The sequence below is a fragment of the Bifidobacterium callitrichidarum genome, from assembly GCF_003129905.1.
GTDB lineage: Bacteria > Actinomycetota > Actinomycetes > Actinomycetales > Bifidobacteriaceae > Bifidobacterium > Bifidobacterium callitrichidarum.
This window is the reverse complement of record NZ_QFFM01000010.1, coordinates 20,185-37,512: the sequence shown is the minus strand read 5'-3', so window position 1 is coordinate 37,512 and position 17,328 is coordinate 20,185. Positions and strand designations below refer to the sequence as shown.

Below are 17,328 nucleotides of genomic sequence, written 5' to 3'. Positions count from 1 at the left end.
CGAAGCCGACTGAGGGGTAGTCCAAGGGGATTCATGTCAATCTTGGTTTAACCAAAGCCAACAAAAATTGGCCTCCGTTCCTTATCGGACGGAGGCCAATTTGCTATGTCAATCAGTCAGTTTCACTGACCCTGCCAAGGCTTCTGCGCGTTGTCGTCGTCGGAAGCCGGGGCGGCTGGCGTAGGTGAGGTGGGCTCGTGCGGAGACAGCACGGTCGCGTCGCTCACGGGTTCGTCGGCGGGAGCGGAGTACTCCGACGTCGGCGCGGGCGAGGGTGCTGCGGCGGGTTGAGCCGTCTGACCATAGTCGGGCAGTGGAACGGAAGCCGCAGGTGCCGCAGGAGTCTCCGCGGGCTGTCCATAGACAGGTTGGGTCGACTGGCCATACTGGGGCGCTGCCGGTGCGGATTGGGCCGGCTGACCGTATTCCGGAACGGTCGGGACGGCCGGCGCCGGTGTGGGCGGGACCTGCTGACCGTATTCCGGTGCGGGAGCGGGCGCGCCGTACTGCGGGGCGTAGCCATTAGCGGGAGCGGCAGGCGCGGCCGGGCCGGCCGGAGCGCCGAACGCACCAGCGCCGCCGGGCACATCGAAGCGCGCACCTTCCGGCTTGCTCGGCAAAGCCATGAACACGATGAACACGATGCCCGCAGCCAGCGTCAGCAATGCGCCGATCACGGCGATGCCGAGGCCGCCGGCCGCCGCCGTGCCGTAGTGGTTGCTGTAATCACCGGCCGCGAAGCCGCCGAGACCGCCCCAAATGGCGGTGCCGGCACCCACGGTCATGAGAATCGCGCCGATGACGATGGAGCCATAGAAGATGGCCACCCACCAGCCGGGCTTATCGATGTCATGCAGACGGCGGACCGCCAACGCGATGCCGGGAATCAGGGTCGCCAGCGCCCACAGGGTAGCCAGGAAGGCCAGCTTGTCATCCGTGGCCTCCGAAAGGATGTTCAGCACGATGTTGACGGCGGAGGCCGCCAGCGTCCACCACCAGTATTCGCTGCGGGAGGCGCGGCCGGAGAACACGATGTACTTCTTCCAGAAACGCAGGAACGCCTCCGGGAACGGGCAGCCGTAGTAGGGCTGGTCCAGTGGGACGGGGCCGGCCGGGACGCTCGGTGCGGCGTACTGACCATAGGACGGCGGCGCCTGGTTGTACGGCGACTGCCCGCCGTACGGGTTCTGGTCGTACGGATTGGCGGCGGGCTGTGCGTACGGCTGCTGCTGGCCGTAGCCGGGGGCGGCCGGGGCTGACTGGTATTGCGGCGCGCCGGGCTGGCCGTAAGCGGGCTGGCCGTACTGCCCGGAAGGCTGCGCGGAGGCGTAAGGATTGCCATTCGGCTGAGGCGGCACGGTCTGGCCATAGGCCGGGGTCGACGGAGTGCCTGCGCCGGCGTCGTATTGTCCGTAGGCGGGCTGTGCGGGCTGGTTGCCGTAGGCCGGGGCGCCGTATGCGCCGTACTCGGGCTGCGGGGCGGAAGTCGGTGCCGGCGTGCCGTATTGGCCGTACTGTGGCGTGGCATTGCCGGTGTTCTGCGGGGTCTGCGGGTTCGGTGTAGCGCCGTTATTCGGGGCGTTGGGTGCCGAAGGAAGCGGCACGCTGTTGGGATCAGTCATTGATTCCCCTTTCATCGCGGACGGTATCGTCCTGCTCCATTCTTCCAGCTTTTCCATGAAAACCCAACACATACGGTGAATATTGCCTGAACGGCGTTGCTGAAGCGGTTGCACGCCTGCGGTCGGCGTATCGGCGGAAACCAGCCCATGCAATCGTTATCAAATCGATATCAACCGGAGATGTTCGTTGTTGTGCGGTTCTGTACTATGTATCGATAGATACGCGCACGGCTGCGGTGACGGAGCCGCAGGAAGCCAATGAAGCTTTCGGCGCGAACACAATTACATCAAAGGGGAACCATCATGAACAACGACTACAACTACAACGGCAGCGATCGCCACGACTCCCACGATTCCGACGCGCAGGCGCAGGACTGGGCCCTGCTGTTCGACGGCCTCGCCTGCTGACGGTTTCCGCGCTTCGGCGCGTCCCCGCTCCGCGGCAGAATAGAGCCCATGACTGATGCTGAAAACACCAAACCCGAACTCCCCGCGAACATCCGTGTTCGCTTCTGCCCGTCGCCGACCGGCACCCCGCACGTGGGCATGGTCCGCACCGCACTGTTCAACTGGGCCGAGGCCCGCGCCACCGGCGGCAAGCTGATCTTCCGTATCGAGGATACCGACGCCGCCCGCGATTCCGAGGAGAGCTACAACCAGATCCTTGAGGCCCTGCGCTGGCTCGGCATCGACTGGGACGAAGGCATCGACGTGGGCGGCCCCCACGGCCCGTACCGCCAGTCCGAGCGTGGCGACATCTACAAGGACGTCGCCGCCAAGCTGCTTGAAGCCGGCTATGCCTACGAGTCCTTCTCCACCCCGGAGGAGATCGAGGCCCGCAACGTGGCCGCCGGCCGTCCGAAGGCCTTCGGCTACGACGGTTACGACCGCAACCTCACCGAGGAGCAGAAGGCCGCCTTCCGCGCCGAAGGTCGCAAACCCGCCCTGCGTATCCGCATGCCCGACGAGGACATCGCCTTCGACGATCTGATTCGCGGCACCATCGAATTCAAGGCCGGTTCCGTGCCGGACTACGTCATCGTGCGTCCGAACGGCGACCCGTTGTACACGCTCACCAACCCGGTGGACGACGCCATGATGGAGATCAACGTGGTGCTCCGCGGCGAGGACCTGCTGAGCTCCACCCCGCGCCAGATCGTGCTCTACCGTTACCTCGAAGAGCTCGGCATCGCCAAGACCACCCCGCTGTTCGGCCACATGCCGTACGTGATGGGCCAGGGCAACAAGAAGCTCTCCAAGCGCGACCCGGAGTCCAACCTGTTCAACCACCGCGACGCCGGCTTCATCCGCGAGGGCCTGCTCAACTACCTCGCGCTGCTCGGCTGGTCCATCGCTCCCGACCGCGACGTGTTCTCCATGGACGAGATGATCGCCAAGTTCGACGTGCGCGACGTGAAGGCCAACCCGGCCCGCTTCGACCTGGACAAGGCCATCTCCATCAACGCCGAGCACATCCGCATGCTCGACCCGGCCGACTTCCTGCGCCGCTCCGTGCCGTACCTGCACCGTGACGGCGTGGTCTCCGCCGACAACTGGGATGCGCTGACCTCCCGCGAGCAGGAGATCCTGACCGCCGCCGCCCCGCTGGTCCAGCCGCGCGTGCGTCTGCTGGGCGAGGTGGCCGGCATGGTCGGCTCCCTGCTCTCGTCCGAAGGCTACATCGAGCCCGATGACGACGCCCGCAAGACGCTCAAGGATTCCGCTGGTGCCGTGCTTGATCTCGCGATCGCCGCGCTGGAGGGTGCCTCCGAGGATGAGTGGAAGGCCGAGCCGTTGCACGAGCTGCTCAACAAGGCGCTCATCGAGGACGGTGGCTACAAGCCGCGCCTGGCCTTCGGCCCGGTGCGTGTGGCCGTCTCCGGCCGTCGCGTCTCCCCGCCGCTGTTCGAATCCATGGAGATTCTCGGCAAGGATGTGACCGTCGCCCGTCTCAAGGGCCTGCGTGAGCACCTGTGAGCCTGAGCCGTGACTGAATCGTTCCGCTGACTGACTGTGGCAGAATATGCGGGCGTCTGCCTTTCGTGGGCAGGCGCCCGTTTTCGTCGATTCGGTGCGATTCTTTTTCTGGCTTCCCTTGTTGGGGAGTTGTCGACTGTCAGCAAGGTCGCCTGAGGGGTAGTCCGGTATGGGTATAGGGTCCTTTATATGCGCTCATGTTCTCCGGATGCCGCTGTTAGCTATGCCGGCATAGTCCAGAAAGGCGCCTTGTCAACCAAGGAATCACAATGTGACACGCCGTGGTTGACGTCGGTGAGATGTTCCCGTATATTAATCACTCGTTGCGGTTCGCCGCAGTGGATAACTCAAGCCCCCATCGTCTAGCGGTCTAGGACTACGCCCTCTCACGGCGCCAACACCGGTTCAAATCCGGTTGGGGGTACTTCTTCGAAAGCCTCGGCATCACGCCGGGGCTTTTTCGTTTTCCGGGCCGGCTGCCCGGGGTGACGTTTCGTGGTGAGCATATGCCCGGAATCGATCATCGGAACCTATGGCGGCGACTGCTCATGATTTGGCTCCAAAACCGCAGAATTCCGCGCGACACGCCGTGATTTGCATTCACTGGTGCTTCCTGTAATATATCTACCTGTTGCGCGGTTCGCCGAGCAGCCGGTTGAAAAACTGAATATGCCCCCATCGTCTAGCGGTCTAGGACTACGCCCTCTCACGGCGCCAACACCGGTTCAAATCCGGTTGGGGGTACGACGGACAACTCTTCGGAGTTGCTACGCCAGCCAAATTGGGGTGTGGTGTAATTGGCAACACAGCTGATTCTGGTTCAGCCATTCTTGGTTCGAGTCCAGGCACCCCAGCCAATGAGCCCTCGCGAAATGCGAGGGTTTTTTGTTTTTCTGGGGGCTTCACGAAAGCCCGTCCCGCACTGAACGAGAACGAAGGAGATCGAGTATGTCCGCTGAAACCCAGACCGCTGCAAAGAAGCGCATGCCGAAGTGGGCCATCGCCCTTATCGTGGTGGTGATCGTCGCCGTGATCGCCGTGGCCGGCGTGTTCGGATTCCGCGCGTATTCCGAATCCCAGTACAACACCGCCGTGGCAGCATGCGCCACCGCCTCCGAGGAAGTGCGCAACGCTACCAACGACTACAACAACCTGGTCAACGGAGACGCCTCCGAAGCCGCCGCCCTTACCAAGAAGGATGTCACGGACGCCTCCACGCTCGACGCGCTCAACAAGGAGCTGAGCGCCGAGATGCCCGAGTACGAGGGCTGCCTCGCCGATGATACCAAGGGCTATCAGGCCGCCACCGACAAGCTCAACGAGCAGGCTGACTGGTACAAGACGCACACCGCCTCTCTGCAGAAGGCCGTGGACGCCGTCAACGCCGCCAAGAAGTGAGTTTTTCAGCTCCTGCTGCAAACGTATAGTAAGGCCGCTTCCGATTCGTCGGGGCGGCCTTTCGCGTAAGCGGTGTGGTTGTGTTACGGCTGTGGATCCTTCGTTACGCGACGAATCGCAGGTAGGTGCGGTCATCGAACGAGTCAAGACCGGGTGTGAATCCCTTGGTCGACCGGTATTCTCCGATGAGTGCCGGATCGTCGCGCTTGAGCCGTTGCAACTCGGCCTCGGATTCGTCAAGTGTGGGCTTGAGCAGAGGATAGCCGTCAGAAGCCAGTACGACCTCGTCGCCGGGGTGGATGGGAACCGTGCGGATCGGATACGTCGGGTCGGTGAATCCGTCGAACACGAAGTAGCCGTAAGGTCCGCGCTTGTTGGCGAATTGCGATTGCAGTCGCAGAAACGGCAGAATCATGTCACGTGCGGGATCTCCGGAATCAGGCGGGAAATCGGACGGAGAATCGGGCCGGGAATAGGGCGAGCCATTGGCCGGAACGTCGGATGGAGCGCCAGAAGACGCACGATCCTGTCCGTTCTGCTCCCGCAATGCCAACGTGATGAACGCCCGCAATTCGCCGAGCAGTTCATCGACCCGCTTGATGGTCGGAATCTGCACGCCGTTGACCATGATCTGACAATCGCCGAACAGCCAGGCCTCGTGGTGGCGGACGCTGTAGACCACTGCGTTGGCCTGCAGTCGCTCCACGGGCTCGCGTTCGAACACGGCATAATCGCGGATTACCGGGGAATCGCCGGCATGTCCGTATGCGGCTTCGGCACCCGCGGCTTCATCGCGCGAGTTGGCGGGTGCGTCACTTGGGGCCGGATCGTGAGTGCGCCTACCTGTGCTGCGGTACGCTTCCCGCAGCCGCCCGTCAATTGCCGACTGCACCTGCCGCATGTCCGCATTGGCCGGCAGATCCGCGATGGTCTCTAATGCCAGGTTCTTCGCGATGACTCCGCCGCTCGGTCGCAAAAGATGCCGGATGCTTTTGCTGGTCACCCCGTCCACCACGGCCGCGAAATCGTCAGTGACGATGAGTCCGTCCTCGTTGAGTGATTGGTCGTTTCGCTTGCCTTGGCAGTACTGCTCGATGATTCGCATGGTCGGCCTCCCGGAATCACTATAAGCTTTGTGAAACCAAGATGGCATGTTCTCTTATTTCTGGCTCCCCTTGTCAGGGGAGCTGTCGGCGTAGCCGACTGAGGGGTAGTCCAACCGGATTCATGCCGATTCTGTTTGAACAGAGCTTTACTGTATCCCTATCAACCTTGAATTGTTGCGCTGCAATTGGCGTGCCTCTTGCATTTACCGACGCCCGACCACCCAGCTGGCCTCGGACCGCACGTGCGGCAGCATCATCGCGATGACCGCAAGCAGACAGGCGATCATCACCATCAGAATCATGTCCTCATGGCCGCGCGTCTGCAGCAGCGCGCCAGTCAGCGCTCCGAGGGCCAGGGCCAGCATCACCACCGCGCGACGGCCCAGCTTCGACTGCTCATGGCCGTGGGCGGACGTATCGGCCACGATGCCGGTCAGCGTCATCGTCAGCACCGTCGTGGGCAGATCGGGCACGGACAGCTTGCGCGCGGTGGAATTCTGGATGCCCATGGCCGGCGCGAGCAGCACGATGAGCATGATGATATGCAGGTCGATATGCCGAGCGGTGGGGAAGTTCAGGCTCGGCTGCGAGGCACGGGCGAGGGCCGTGGGATCGGTACCTCCCATGGCCGGTTCCGGGGCGAAATGGTTGAGCAGGTAGATGCCGGCCAGTGCCGCGGCCACGAACGCCAGCTGGATTACGGTCGAAACCAGCAGATGACGGGCGCGATTGGCGCCGAAATAGTGGATGATACGCCCGCCGATGAGCGCGCCGACCATGAAGGCGGCCAGCGTCAATGCCGACGTCCACCAGACGAAGCCCTGCGCGTGGGCGATCGCGAATCCCAGAAAGACGATGTTGCCGGTCACGTTCGCCACGAACACGTGCCCGAGTGCCAGATAGCTCAACGCATCCACCAGACCGGCCACGAACGTGAGAATCACGAGCGCCGGGGAGAGTAGTCCGTAACGGTCGTCCTTGCGGGGGATCAGCGTGCGTCCTGCTTCGGCGAGGTGCGATGTGGAGGTCATGGCGGCGGGCGGGTTCCTTACGGTGGATGGGCTTTGCGGGCGGCGCGATACGCGCACGTCGTAAGGCTAGGGGAGTGGCACGACGGCATGTAACGGAAGGGTTTGCGGAGCCGCTATGTGCAACGATCTGACGAAGGATTCCGCTAGGAATAACCGGGAATAAAGAGAGCCCCGAGTGAGAATTGGACTCACGACCTCTTCCTTACCAAGGAAGTGCTCTACCACTGAGCTATCGGGGCGTTACGGATTCGGCCGAGCCATTTGGCCGGGCCTCATCAGGCAACCTGTACATCATGGCACGGAATCGTGTATCGCGCAAATCGGCGGCTGGGCGTGGTGCATAAGTCGGGCTGTGCTGGCGGCATTGGTCGCGGAGCAGGGCGGTTTCGCCGCGGTCGGGACATCGGGAGGTCGTCAGGCACCACGTTCACCATCGCGCCGGCACGAATTCACCTGTGCTTGGCCGACCGCACATGATTCGGAAACACGGGCGGGGTAAACCGAATCACAACATGGATGGAAGTTGAGCAAAGGAATGACCATGAACGCACAGATCAGCGACTATGAATCGCACCATGCCACCGCACACCACGGCAACGACAGCCAGTACGACGCCTACATGTACACCGAATACGGCATCGAGCGCTGACGCTCGCTTTCAGCCGGTATCCGGAGAAGCAGGCGTGCCGCCGACGGTTCGACATGCTTTCTGCACATACCGCGTGGTCACAGGCGATTCCGCAAACCTCGTAGTCGTTACCGGTCTTCGCATCGTCGTGGATGCGTTTTTGATGGCGATATTCACATCCGTCGTTCAGATTGCTGCATGATGGCAGATGAGACGAGATGCCCGTCTGAACAGCCTCATCCTTGTGGGTAATCCTTCCGGATGAGCCGTTGCGCGATTCTGCGAACCGATTCGGAATGGTTCATCCCATAGTCCGATGGAGGGCCGCACGACTGGCCCGTAGCCTCGGTGGTATGAACGCAACAACACAGCAATCCCAGTGCACTACGCCGAAGGCCCAGCCAGTCCAGCCGGCGCAGCCTCAACTCCGGCAGCCACATACGTGGACGCCGATACTCGAAGCGCATGATCTTGTGATGGACTACACCGCCGCAATGCTCAACACACAGGCCGGTCGCGGGGTCACCGGAGTGGCGTCCCCCACCTCCATTCAGAATGCGCCATCCGGCCCGCACGCGCTCGCTCTGAACCACGTGAACTTCGCATTGGGAGAAGGCGAGACGGTGGCCGTCATGGGTCCGTCCGGTTCCGGCAAATCGACGTTGCTCCACGCGCTCGCCGGCATCATTCGCCCGACTGCCGGAACCGTGATGTTCCGCGGCGCGAATCTCGGAACGATGAGCGATGCCGACCGCACCAGGCTGCGCCGCAGCGCTTTCGGCTTCGTGTTCCAGTCAGGTCAACTGCTGCCCGAGCTGCCGGCCGTGGAGAACATCGCCCTGCCGATGATGCTTGGCGGTGTGTCATACCGCGATGCAACGGACGCAGCCATGCTCTGGCTCGAGCGCATGGGTCTCAAGACGCTGGCCACGCATCGGCCCGGCGAGATGAGCGGCGGCCAGATGCAGCGCATCGCCATCGCCAGGGCGCTCGCCGTGCGACCTGCCGTCGTCTTCGCCGACGAACCGACCGGCGCGCTCGACCAGACCACCGGTCGCGAGGTCATGGGCATTCTCATGGCCGCCGCACGTGACAATGGTGCGGCCGTGGTCGTCGTCACCCATGACCCGAACGTGGCCGCCTTCTGCTCGCGTACCGTGACCATGCAGGACGGACGACTGGGGGAGGGCGCACGATGAGCACGTTCGCACTCTGGCGGTTGTTCCATCGTTCCGGTCGGTCGAACACGTCCGGGCATACCTCGGTACTGGCAATCATCGCGTTCGCCGCGGCTACTGCCATCTTCCTCACGGTGCTTGGCGGCGTGCACGGGTTCGTCTGGCGCGCCTCCGCCGACCACACGCTTGGATGCCTGTTCGATGAAACCGTATGCAGGCCGGGTACGTTGACCGTCTGGCAGCATCGGCTCACCAATCCCGCTGATCCGGCCTCCTACGCCTCCGGGTACGTGATGCTTGCCGGGTTCGCCTGCGTGCTGCTCGTCGTGCCGTTCGTGGCGCTCGCCGGTTCCGCGGCGCGACTGGCCGCGTCCCGCCGTGATGCGCGTCTCGCCGCCCTGCGACTGGCCGGCGCCACCACAGGTCAGGTGGTCCGTCTCACCGCGCTCGATGCCGCCGGCCAAGCCTTGGTCGGCTCGCTCATCGGCATCCTCGGCTACTGTGTGCTCATGCCGCTGATCATGCTGCTGCGTTTCCAGAATCAGGGGTTCACATTCGAACAGCTCTGGGTCGGAGTACCTGCCTTGATTGTTACGGTTGCGGGCGTCGCTGTACTGGCGCTGGTCTCTTCGCTGATTACGCTGCGTCGCGTGGCCATCACGCCACTTGGCGTCACAAGTCGCACGGCGGGTCCGCTGCCGTCCGCTTGGCGCGCGGTGGTCTTTGTCGCCGTGATGCTCGTCGCCGTGATCGTGTTCAAGAATCCGGCGATGGTGGCAGGTTTCGGCCTAGGCGAGGTGATGATCTACATTGTGGTGGCCGGCTTCGTACTGCTCTGTTTCGCGTTGTTCAATCTCATCGGTTCATGGGTGGTCACGGCCCGTGCCAAATCCAAGGCCCACCATCCCAAGGATGCCGCGACCATGATCGCCATGCGCCGCATCCTCGATAATCCCAAGCGTGCCTGGCGCAACGTCTCCGGCATTGCGCTGGCCGTGTTCATCGCCGGTATCACGTCGATTTGCGGATTCCTCGGCTCGGCTGCGGCGGGCGGCAGTCCGAACGATCCAGCGACGTTGTTCCTGCGCGACATCGGCACCGGCGGACTGCTGACATTGGTGTTCGCCGCCGTGCTCGCGGCCGTCAGCTCAGGCGTGATGCAGGCCGGCAGCGTCTACGATCAAGTGGGCGAATACCGCATGCTTGTGCTTGAAGGGACGGATGTGAAGACCCTGAACCGCGCGAGATTCATCGAGGTGCTCACGCCGCTCAATATCGTGGTGATTGTGGCGGGCGGCTGCTCGATGCTCCTTATGGCGCCGCTGTTCGCCGTATCGATGACCGAGCCGGCCACGCTGCTCAGTTTCTTCGGAGGTCTCGCGCTGTGCTATGCGCTGGTCGCGATCGGCGCGTTCGCCTCCAATCGTGTGGCCGCCGGTCTCAACCTGACCGATTACCGGGCCGATGATTGATCAAGGAGTATTGGGTTATGGGCTTGTAGACCCGAGACCGTTCGAAGGATTGACTGATAAGCAAACCCCGGAACCGTAATGGTTCCGGGGTGGCGGCGGAGGATACGAGACCCCAACCTTTGGGCCGGTTCAGCGCGTCTCGACGGCTCCGATGATGTCGTTCATGTAGTCGCGCAGCACGACCGCATGGTTGACCAGCGGATCCTTGGCCGCGTACAGGAGCGTGACCGTCGCATGGGCCGCGGCAAGATCGTGCAGTGCCGTGACGGCTTCGTCGTTGGCATCCAGCTCAGCCCGGTACTGTTCGGCGAACTCATTGAAGCGCGTTGGTTCATGCCCGAACCATTTACGCAGCTCGGGCGATGGCGCGATACCCTTCATCCACAAATCAAGGGCGGCGCGCTCCTTACTCACGCCGCGCGGCCACAGCCGATCCACCAGAATCCTGTAGCCGTCTCCGGATTCCGGCTCGTCATAGATACGTTTCACTACGATTCCCACGCCCACCATCATCGGTCCGTAAAACGGGCAAGTCAATGCCGGACGTCCGAACGCCGATTCCATCATCAGTCGGGCAGGATGGTGCCCACGGAGAACAGCGCCGCGCCGCCGCCGAGACCGACGCGGCCGCCGGCGACCGTGGCGTGGATGATGCCGCCGCGCGCCGACGCCTGATACGCGGTGAGCGAGGTCTTGCCGAGTCGTTCGCTCCAATACGGCAGGATGTGGCAGTGACCGGAACCGCAGACCGGGTCCTCGGACACGTTGAGCTTCGGCGCGAACGATCGGGACACGCAGTCGAAGCCGCCGCCCGGATCTCCGGCCGCCGTGACGTTGGCCAGCAGGCCGGGCAGATCCTTGAGCAGCTCCTGATCGGGATCGAGGTCGCGCACGGTCCGCTCGTCGGGCATCACGCACAGCAGGTCGCGGCCGAGCCACGCCTCGACCGGTCTCGCGCCCAGCGCCCGCTCCATCGTGTCGGTGACCGGTGTGGGCTTGATATCGAAGGCCGGGAAATCCATCGTGAACACGTCGCCGGCCCCGTCATCGCCGCGAGTCCGTGCCGCGGTCAGCACGCCGCTCATCGTGCGGAACCGCACCATGTCGGCGTCCGGTTCCACGAACCGCAGGATCACGTACGCCGTGGCGAGCGTCGCGTGCCCGCACAGGTCGATCTCGCCACCCGGCGTGAACCAGCGCAGGCGCCACCCTTCCGGCTCGTGCACCGCAAACGCGGTCTCGGAAAACCGGTTCTCCATCGCGATGCTTGCCATCAGCGCATCCGAGGGCCACGATTCCGGCAGGCACACCGCCGCCGGATTGCCCCTGAACACCTGATCCGTGAACGCATCCACCACATACTGTTTTATGGCCATAGTCCGCAATCCGCCTTTCATCACCGATTGTCAGATGCCCCGTCGCGAGTTCACGACGTGGCAGGAAGCCGCAAGCCCGTCAGACGAACACCAGCTGAACGAGCATCATGTACACGATGGTTCCGCCGATGACGGCCATCGTATGCAGGCCACACACGATAAGTACAATCAAATTTGCTAATGACTACATAAGCAATGCTTATGTATCTTCTATGATGGTGAACCATGGACAACCGGTATCTCGCCCTGTGGCACATCGTCGAATACGGCAGCTTCTCCGCGGCCGCCGACGAGCTGCATTGCAGCCAGTCGGCCGTCAGCCAGATGATCGCATCGCTGGAGAAGGAACTCGACGTCACCCTGCTCAACCGGCAGCGCGGCGGATGCACGCTCACCGAGGAGGGGCGCCAGCTCTACCCGCTCATCGAACGCTACGTGGAGGACGGTCTGCGCATCCGCGAACGGACCGACGAGATCCTCGGCCTCGACACCGGCGTGATCCGCATGGGCACCATCGCCAGCATCTCCGCCCACTGGCTGCCTGGGCTCATCAGTGGCTTCCAACAGCGTCACCCGAACGTGCGGTTCGTCCTGCACCAAGGCGACTACACCACCATCCAGGAGTGGATCCACAACGGCACCATCGACTTCGGATTCATCAACCCCGCCGCCGCGCGCGACGTGCAGACCATCACCATCAAACGGGGTGCCATGCTCGCCGTTCTGCCGCAAGGCCATCCGCTCGCAGCACTTGACCGGGTGCCATTGGCCGCGCTCGCCAAGGAACCCATGATCCTGCTGGAGGAAGGCCACTACTCCGAGCCGTTGGAGGCGTTCGCGTCGATCGGACTCAAGCCGAACGTGCGGCTGCGCATCCACGACGACTACTCGATCATGACCATGGTCGAGGCCGGATTGGGCTTCAGCATCCTCGCCGAACTCATCCTCCACCGCACCAGCACCAACTACCGGCTCGCCCTACGTCCCACCGATCCGCCCGTGGAACGCACCATCGCCATCGCCTACGCCGACCGCGACAGGCTCCCCCTGGCGGCCAGGCGATTCATCGAGCACCTGCGCGGCAATATCGACGCATTGCCGTGAGCCTGCCTGTGATGGGTGTCGCGTATGGGGTTGGAGCGATACCGGCTGATTTGCATGGGTTCGAATCCGCACAACCGCAGACTGCGAGAGGTCTGTGCAGGCGACAAGGCACGGATAACGAAAAAAGGGCTTTGGCAAAAGCCAAAACCCTGGTGGCGGAGGATACGAGATTCGAACTCGTGAGGCTGTTACACCAACACGCTTTCCAAGCGTGCGCCATAGACCACTAGGCGAATCCTCCATGCTTTGCAGTGTTTGCTTGAAGCAAGCTCCGCAGGCAACTTGAATAAAGTACCACAGGTTTTGGAAAAGCGCACGGTTGGAGTGTCTTCGGCGTGTCGCGTTTGGATTGCGTGACTGGCAAACGGCCGAATGGCGTTTTACCGAGTACGCGGCCAGATATCCGAACAGCCAGGTTGTCGAACGTGAACGGTCTATCCCGACGCCGTGAATTTTTGGTGCCTCGCAGCGCGGAACATAATGGTGCGCCTTACGCTGTGAAACCATGCGGCATGTAGAGGCGTTTGCGGTGAACGTGGCGGAGGATACGAGATTCGAACTCGTGAGGCAGCTGCCCCAAATCATGCAATCAGTGCTTACCTGGCTTGCCGCCCGCCATCCCTCCACGCTGACCGCCGCACTCAAATCCCGCTTCCTCCCGTATCTCCTGACGCTCATCGTCTGTTGGCTGCCTTGGATCGCGCTCACCTGGCCCGGCTCCATGCGCGACGACACCGTGGCCCAATACCTCCAGGCCTCGGGAATCCACCATTACTACACCCAGCATCCGCTCTTCGACACCCTGACGTTCGGCCTGTTCTGGCATCTCGGCGAGGCGCTCAGCGGAGGCTCCCCGCTCGCCGGGCAGGCCGTATACACCGCCGTACAAGCCGCACTGCTCGCAACCGGTGCCGCCTTATCCCTCTGCTATATCCGCAAACTCGGCGCCCCGCGATGGCTCATCGGTCTCTCCCTGATGTACCTCGCCACCAGCTATGTGGTGGTCGGTTCCGTGACCACGATGGGCAAGGACTCCCTGCACACCGTCTTCTTCCTGCCGCTGGCCGTGGTGTTCTCCGAAATCTGCCTCACGCGCGGGCGGGTGCTCGAACGTCGCCCGGCAGCAATCGTGTTTGTGATGTTGCTGTTTGCCTCCATCGTTTCCAAACGCACGGCCCTCGTGATTGTACTGTGCGCCGGCTGTGGGCTGCTGGCGGTATGCCGGAAGGGAAAACCCAGATTCCGCGCGTTCGCGTGCCTTGCCGTCGCGATCCTGCTTGCCCAGGCCGTATGGTCGCCGCTCGCCGCCGCAGCCACGCACGCGAACCCATCGCCCGGACGCGAGGTCTGGGGACTCGTCACCCAGCCGGTCGCCCAGGTCGCGCATGATCATCCCGACGACCCCAACGCCATCACCGCGGCACAGCGCGCCCGGCTGAACGCCGTCATGAACCTTGACCAAGCGGCCGCGACCCTCAACCCGCACCGCACCAACGAGACGTTCGCCACCCTACGGGAGCATCCGCAGCCGACCGCGGCCCAAAAGCTCGCGGCCCTCCGCACGTGGGCGGAGCTCGGTCTGGCTCATCCGGCCGACTACGCCAAGGCCTACGCCGGTCCGATCCGCGCCTGGTGGGATCCCGCGCTCAACTTCGCGTACCCCACCGACTCCGACTATCTGTTCACGCCCGGCTACCTGAGACAGTGGGCGACGTTCCTGCCAGAAGGCGCGGCGAACGCAGGCTCGCGGGATAGGAGCCAGGTCAAGGCTGGAGTGACGGCCGGAACGTCCGAGGCAAAGTCCGATGCCGGCGTCGATGCCGTCACTGAGACCAAGGTTGACGGCGATACTGCAGCCGCGAAGACGGCAGGCGTCACCGGAACCACGGGACAAGAGACCGCCGCATCCGACGAAGACGCCGACGTACCCGCCGCCGAACGCATCGCCGCCGTCGACCGCGACCTCGCGCCGTTCATGGGCGCGTCCCGCCGGCCGCAATGGCAGCGCCGCATCCTCAAGTCGGTGCATCGCTGGGTGCGCAAGGACAATCCGCTGACCGCGATGGCCCTGTACGTCACCGGGATCCCGCTGGCCGTGGGCCTTGCGCTGCTGGTGCGGGCCGTGGCGTGGCGGGCATGGCCGAAGCGCCGCGACGATGGTGATCGCGGTCATCGCGGCAATCCCGTCGCCCCCGCGCTCGCCGCGTATGGGCTGCTGTTCTTCACCGTGTTTTCGCTGTACGCCTCACCGGAAGCGCTATTCTGGTACCCGATTCCGGTGTACTTCACGCTGCCGTTGTTCGCGGCCCTGCCGTTCGTCGCCGGGCAGACGACTGATTTGGGCTCGATGCCGGCTCCGACACGGGAGGCCCGCCCCTGACTCCACGAGACTGCCCGCCTCTGACGTGATGCCGTTGTCCGAATGATGGTCTCGTCGTGACCCGGAGCCCGCCTCGCTCGCCGTCAGTCCGTATGGTGAGACATTTTATCCTTCCAATTTCCGCGTATCGGAGCTTCCAATACCTCGACTAAACCTAAAAATCAAGACTGTTGCCGAAGAATTTTTTTCTCTATATTGCGTAGGTGGTTTGAAAGCTTTGAACCATGCCCATGAGAGAGGAATTCAGCATGCTTCGTCGCTCGCCGCTGCGTGCGCTCGCCGCGTTGGCGTTCGTGTTCGCCATGATCTTCGCCGTCGCGATACCGGCCGCGATGATTCCGCAGCAGGCCTTCGCCGATTCTTCCGACTCCTCCTCCGACTCGTCGAGCTCCAGCTCCAGCGTCACCGACTACGCCACCTGGACCGATGTGGCCAAGGCGATGGACAAGCAGCTCGCCCAGGGCCTCAAGACCTACAAGGACGGCAACACCGCCGGCTCCACCTCCGAGGTCATGTCCGCGTACAACACCATCTACGTGGCCTCCAACTTCACCGCCGTGGTGCGCGACACCATCGGTTCGGACAAGCAGCTCGCCCAGCAGCAGGCGTTCCAGTCCATCCAGGACCTCACCTATGTGCCCGGCAACGAGGACCAGATGAGCCAGCAGATCGACGCGCTCTCCGCCGACCTCGACGCCACCGCCCAGCAGCTCGACGCCAACACGCAGCTCGCCAAGCCGAAGGCCTACGCCGAGGCCCTGCAGGCCCAGCTCGCCAAGGAGCGCAAGGAGCTCGACGCCAAGAAAAAGAAGAACCCCGGCAAAGGCAACCGTTCCTGGACCGACGTGGCCAACGAGATGACCCCGATTCTCGACAACGCCTACAAGGCCTATGCCAAGGGTGATGGAGCGAAGGGTGCCACGCTCGTCAACAACGCCTACTACCAGTACTACGAGAAGCTCGGCTTCGAGAAGAACGTGATGAACGCCATCAGCGGCAGCCGCGTCTCGCAGGTGGAATACCAGTTCAAGATGTGCCGCAAGTCCATGAACACCGGCGCCGACCTCAAGAGCACCAAGAAGCTCATCGACGACCTCAAGGCCATGCTCGTCAAGGACGCCGGCATCCTCGACGGCGGTGCGGCCGACAAGGAAGGCGGCTTCACCAAGCTCATCACCAGCGCGGTCGGCCAGGCGTTCCTCATCCTCATCCGTGAGGGTCTCGAGGCGCTGCTCGTGGTCGCCGCCGTGGTGGCCTACCTCGTCAAGTCCGGCAACAAGCGCTTCACCAAGTGGATCTACCTCGGCGTGCTCGCGGGCCTCGCGGGCGCCGGCCTGGTGGCCGTGATCTTCGTGCTCGCCTTCGGCGGTTCCGGCCCGATTCAGGAGATCATGGAGGGCGTCTGCGCGCTCGTGGCCATGGGCATGCTGCTGTGGACCAGCAACTGGATGCTCAACAAGTCCTCGGTGGAGGCCTGGAACCGGTACATTCGCACCAAGACCGAGGCGGCCGTCAAGTCCGTCTCCGCGCAGGTCGCGTCCGGCGAGCACGTGGCGTTCGGCACCGTGGTCTCGCTGGCTATGCTGAGCTTCCTCGCTGTGTTCCGTGAAGGTGCCGAAACCGTGATCTTCTACCAGTCGATCTACACGATGAGCCAGGACACCCACGGCATGTGGGTCGGCGGCATCGCCGCGGCCGTGGTGCTCGTGTTCATCTTCCTGATCATCCGATTCACGTCGGTGAAGATCCCGATCGGCCCGTTCTTCCTCGTCACGTCGATTCTGATGTCCGTGCTCGTGGTCGTCTTCGCCGGCGGCGGCGTGCACTCGCTCATCGAGGGCGACGCACTGCCCGCCAACTACATCCAGGGCCTGCCCACCAATGACTGGCTCGGCTTCTACCCGTACGTCGAGTGCATCGTGGCCCAGGTCATCGCGGCCATCGCCGTGATCGCCCTGTTCGTGGTCGGATTCATCAAGCAGCGCAGGCTCAAGGCCCAGGCCGCTGCCGAAACCCACTGATTTTTGCCAATATTTCATCCAAATACCAAAGGAAG

General features: G+C 63.2%; 12 protein-coding genes and 6 tRNA genes. 10 read left to right on the top strand and 8 right to left on the bottom strand.

Going from position 1 to position 17,328, the window contains the following annotated elements:
* Window positions 1-122 precede the first annotated feature (122 nt).
* On the bottom strand, window positions 123-1,622 hold the full coding sequence (locus tag DF196_RS05700) for a DUF805 domain-containing protein (RefSeq protein WP_109056908.1): 1,500 nt from the start codon (window positions 1,620-1,622) through the stop codon (window positions 123-125).
* Between the two features lie 456 nt (window positions 1,623-2,078).
* On the opposite strand from DF196_RS05700, the gene gltX reads away from it, so the two are divergent.
* The 5 genes from gltX (at window position 2,079) to DF196_RS05670 (ending at window position 4,997) form a co-directional block, all read left to right on the top strand.
* Window positions 2,079-3,599: a glutamate--tRNA ligase gene (gene gltX / locus DF196_RS05695; protein WP_109056907.1), complete on the top strand. Its 1,521-nt coding sequence runs from the start codon at window positions 2,079-2,081 to the stop codon at window positions 3,597-3,599.
* A gap of 351 nt (window positions 3,600-3,950) precedes the next feature.
* Window positions 3,951-4,023 (top strand) — tRNA-Glu (locus tag DF196_RS05690).
* A 247-nt stretch (window positions 4,024-4,270) separates the two neighbouring features.
* A tRNA-Glu gene (locus DF196_RS05685) sits at window positions 4,271-4,343 on the top strand.
* A 38-nt stretch (window positions 4,344-4,381) separates the two neighbouring features.
* Window positions 4,382-4,456: transfer RNA gene (locus DF196_RS05680), tRNA-Gln, on the top strand.
* Window positions 4,457-4,547: 91 nt separating this feature from the next.
* Complete coding sequence (locus tag DF196_RS05670; RefSeq protein WP_109056906.1) at window positions 4,548-4,997, top strand: hypothetical protein; 450 nt, start codon at window positions 4,548-4,550, stop codon at window positions 4,995-4,997.
* Between the two features lie 103 nt (window positions 4,998-5,100).
* Here DF196_RS05670 and DF196_RS13840 read toward each other — a convergent pair whose 3' ends face one another.
* The 3 genes from DF196_RS13840 to DF196_RS05650 all read right to left on the bottom strand — a co-directional run bounded on the left by DF196_RS13840 (window position 5,101) and on the right by DF196_RS05650 (window position 7,373).
* Window positions 5,101-6,102, bottom strand: a complete 1,002-nt coding sequence (locus tag DF196_RS13840) for a hypothetical protein (RefSeq protein ID WP_241519610.1) — start codon at window positions 6,100-6,102, stop codon at window positions 5,101-5,103.
* Between the two features lie 204 nt (window positions 6,103-6,306).
* Window positions 6,307-7,134, bottom strand: a complete 828-nt coding sequence (locus DF196_RS05655; RefSeq protein WP_109056905.1) for a YoaK family protein — start codon at window positions 7,132-7,134, stop codon at window positions 6,307-6,309.
* Between the two features lie 167 nt (window positions 7,135-7,301).
* Window positions 7,302-7,373 (bottom strand) — tRNA-Thr (locus tag DF196_RS05650).
* A 742-nt stretch (window positions 7,374-8,115) separates the two neighbouring features.
* Between DF196_RS05650 and DF196_RS05645 the strand changes: the two genes are divergently transcribed.
* Window positions 8,116-8,961, top strand: coding sequence for an ABC transporter ATP-binding protein (locus DF196_RS05645; protein ID WP_109056904.1), 846 nt, complete (start codon window positions 8,116-8,118; stop codon window positions 8,959-8,961).
* Complete coding sequence (locus DF196_RS05640) at window positions 8,958-10,412, top strand: FtsX-like permease family protein (RefSeq protein WP_109056903.1); 1,455 nt, start codon at window positions 8,958-8,960, stop codon at window positions 10,410-10,412. Before DF196_RS05645 ends, DF196_RS05640 begins: the two co-directional genes overlap by 4 nt.
* Before the next feature lie 129 nt (window positions 10,413-10,541).
* Here DF196_RS05640 and DF196_RS05635 read toward each other — a convergent pair whose 3' ends face one another.
* Window positions 10,542-10,913, bottom strand: a complete 372-nt coding sequence (locus tag DF196_RS05635) for a DUF488 domain-containing protein (RefSeq protein ID WP_421728448.1) — start codon at window positions 10,911-10,913, stop codon at window positions 10,542-10,544.
* A gap of 65 nt (window positions 10,914-10,978) precedes the next feature.
* A complete protein-coding gene (locus DF196_RS05630; protein WP_193852563.1) occupies window positions 10,979-11,788 on the bottom strand; it encodes a PhzF family phenazine biosynthesis protein in 810 nt (269 codons plus the stop codon).
* Window positions 11,789-12,013: 225 nt separating this feature from the next.
* On the opposite strand from DF196_RS05630, the gene DF196_RS05625 reads away from it, so the two are divergent.
* Window positions 12,014-12,892 carry a LysR family transcriptional regulator gene (locus DF196_RS05625; RefSeq protein ID WP_109056902.1) on the top strand — a complete coding sequence of 293 codons (879 nt, stop codon included), beginning with the start codon at window positions 12,014-12,016 and terminating at the stop codon, window positions 12,890-12,892.
* Window positions 12,893-13,045: 153 nt separating this feature from the next.
* On the opposite strand, the gene DF196_RS05620 is transcribed toward DF196_RS05625, so the two are convergent.
* Together DF196_RS05620 and DF196_RS13440 are read right to left on the bottom strand one after the other, a co-directional pair.
* Window positions 13,046-13,133: transfer RNA gene (locus DF196_RS05620), tRNA-Ser, on the bottom strand.
* Window positions 13,134-13,428: 295 nt separating this feature from the next.
* A tRNA-OTHER gene (locus DF196_RS13440) sits at window positions 13,429-13,517 on the bottom strand.
* Between DF196_RS13440 and DF196_RS13835 the strand changes: the two genes are divergently transcribed.
* Together DF196_RS13835 and DF196_RS05605 are read left to right on the top strand one after the other, a co-directional pair.
* Entirely contained in the window at window positions 13,485-15,272 is a 1,788-nt protein-coding gene (locus DF196_RS13835; RefSeq protein ID WP_241519609.1) for a DUF6020 family protein, read from the top strand. The two genes, DF196_RS13440 and DF196_RS13835, sit on opposite strands and share 33 nt — an antisense overlap.
* A 248-nt stretch (window positions 15,273-15,520) precedes the next feature.
* Window positions 15,521-17,293 carry an FTR1 family iron permease gene (locus DF196_RS05605; RefSeq protein WP_338323321.1) on the top strand — a complete coding sequence of 591 codons (1,773 nt, stop codon included), beginning with the start codon at window positions 15,521-15,523 and terminating at the stop codon, window positions 17,291-17,293.
* Window positions 17,294-17,328 lie beyond the last annotated feature (35 nt).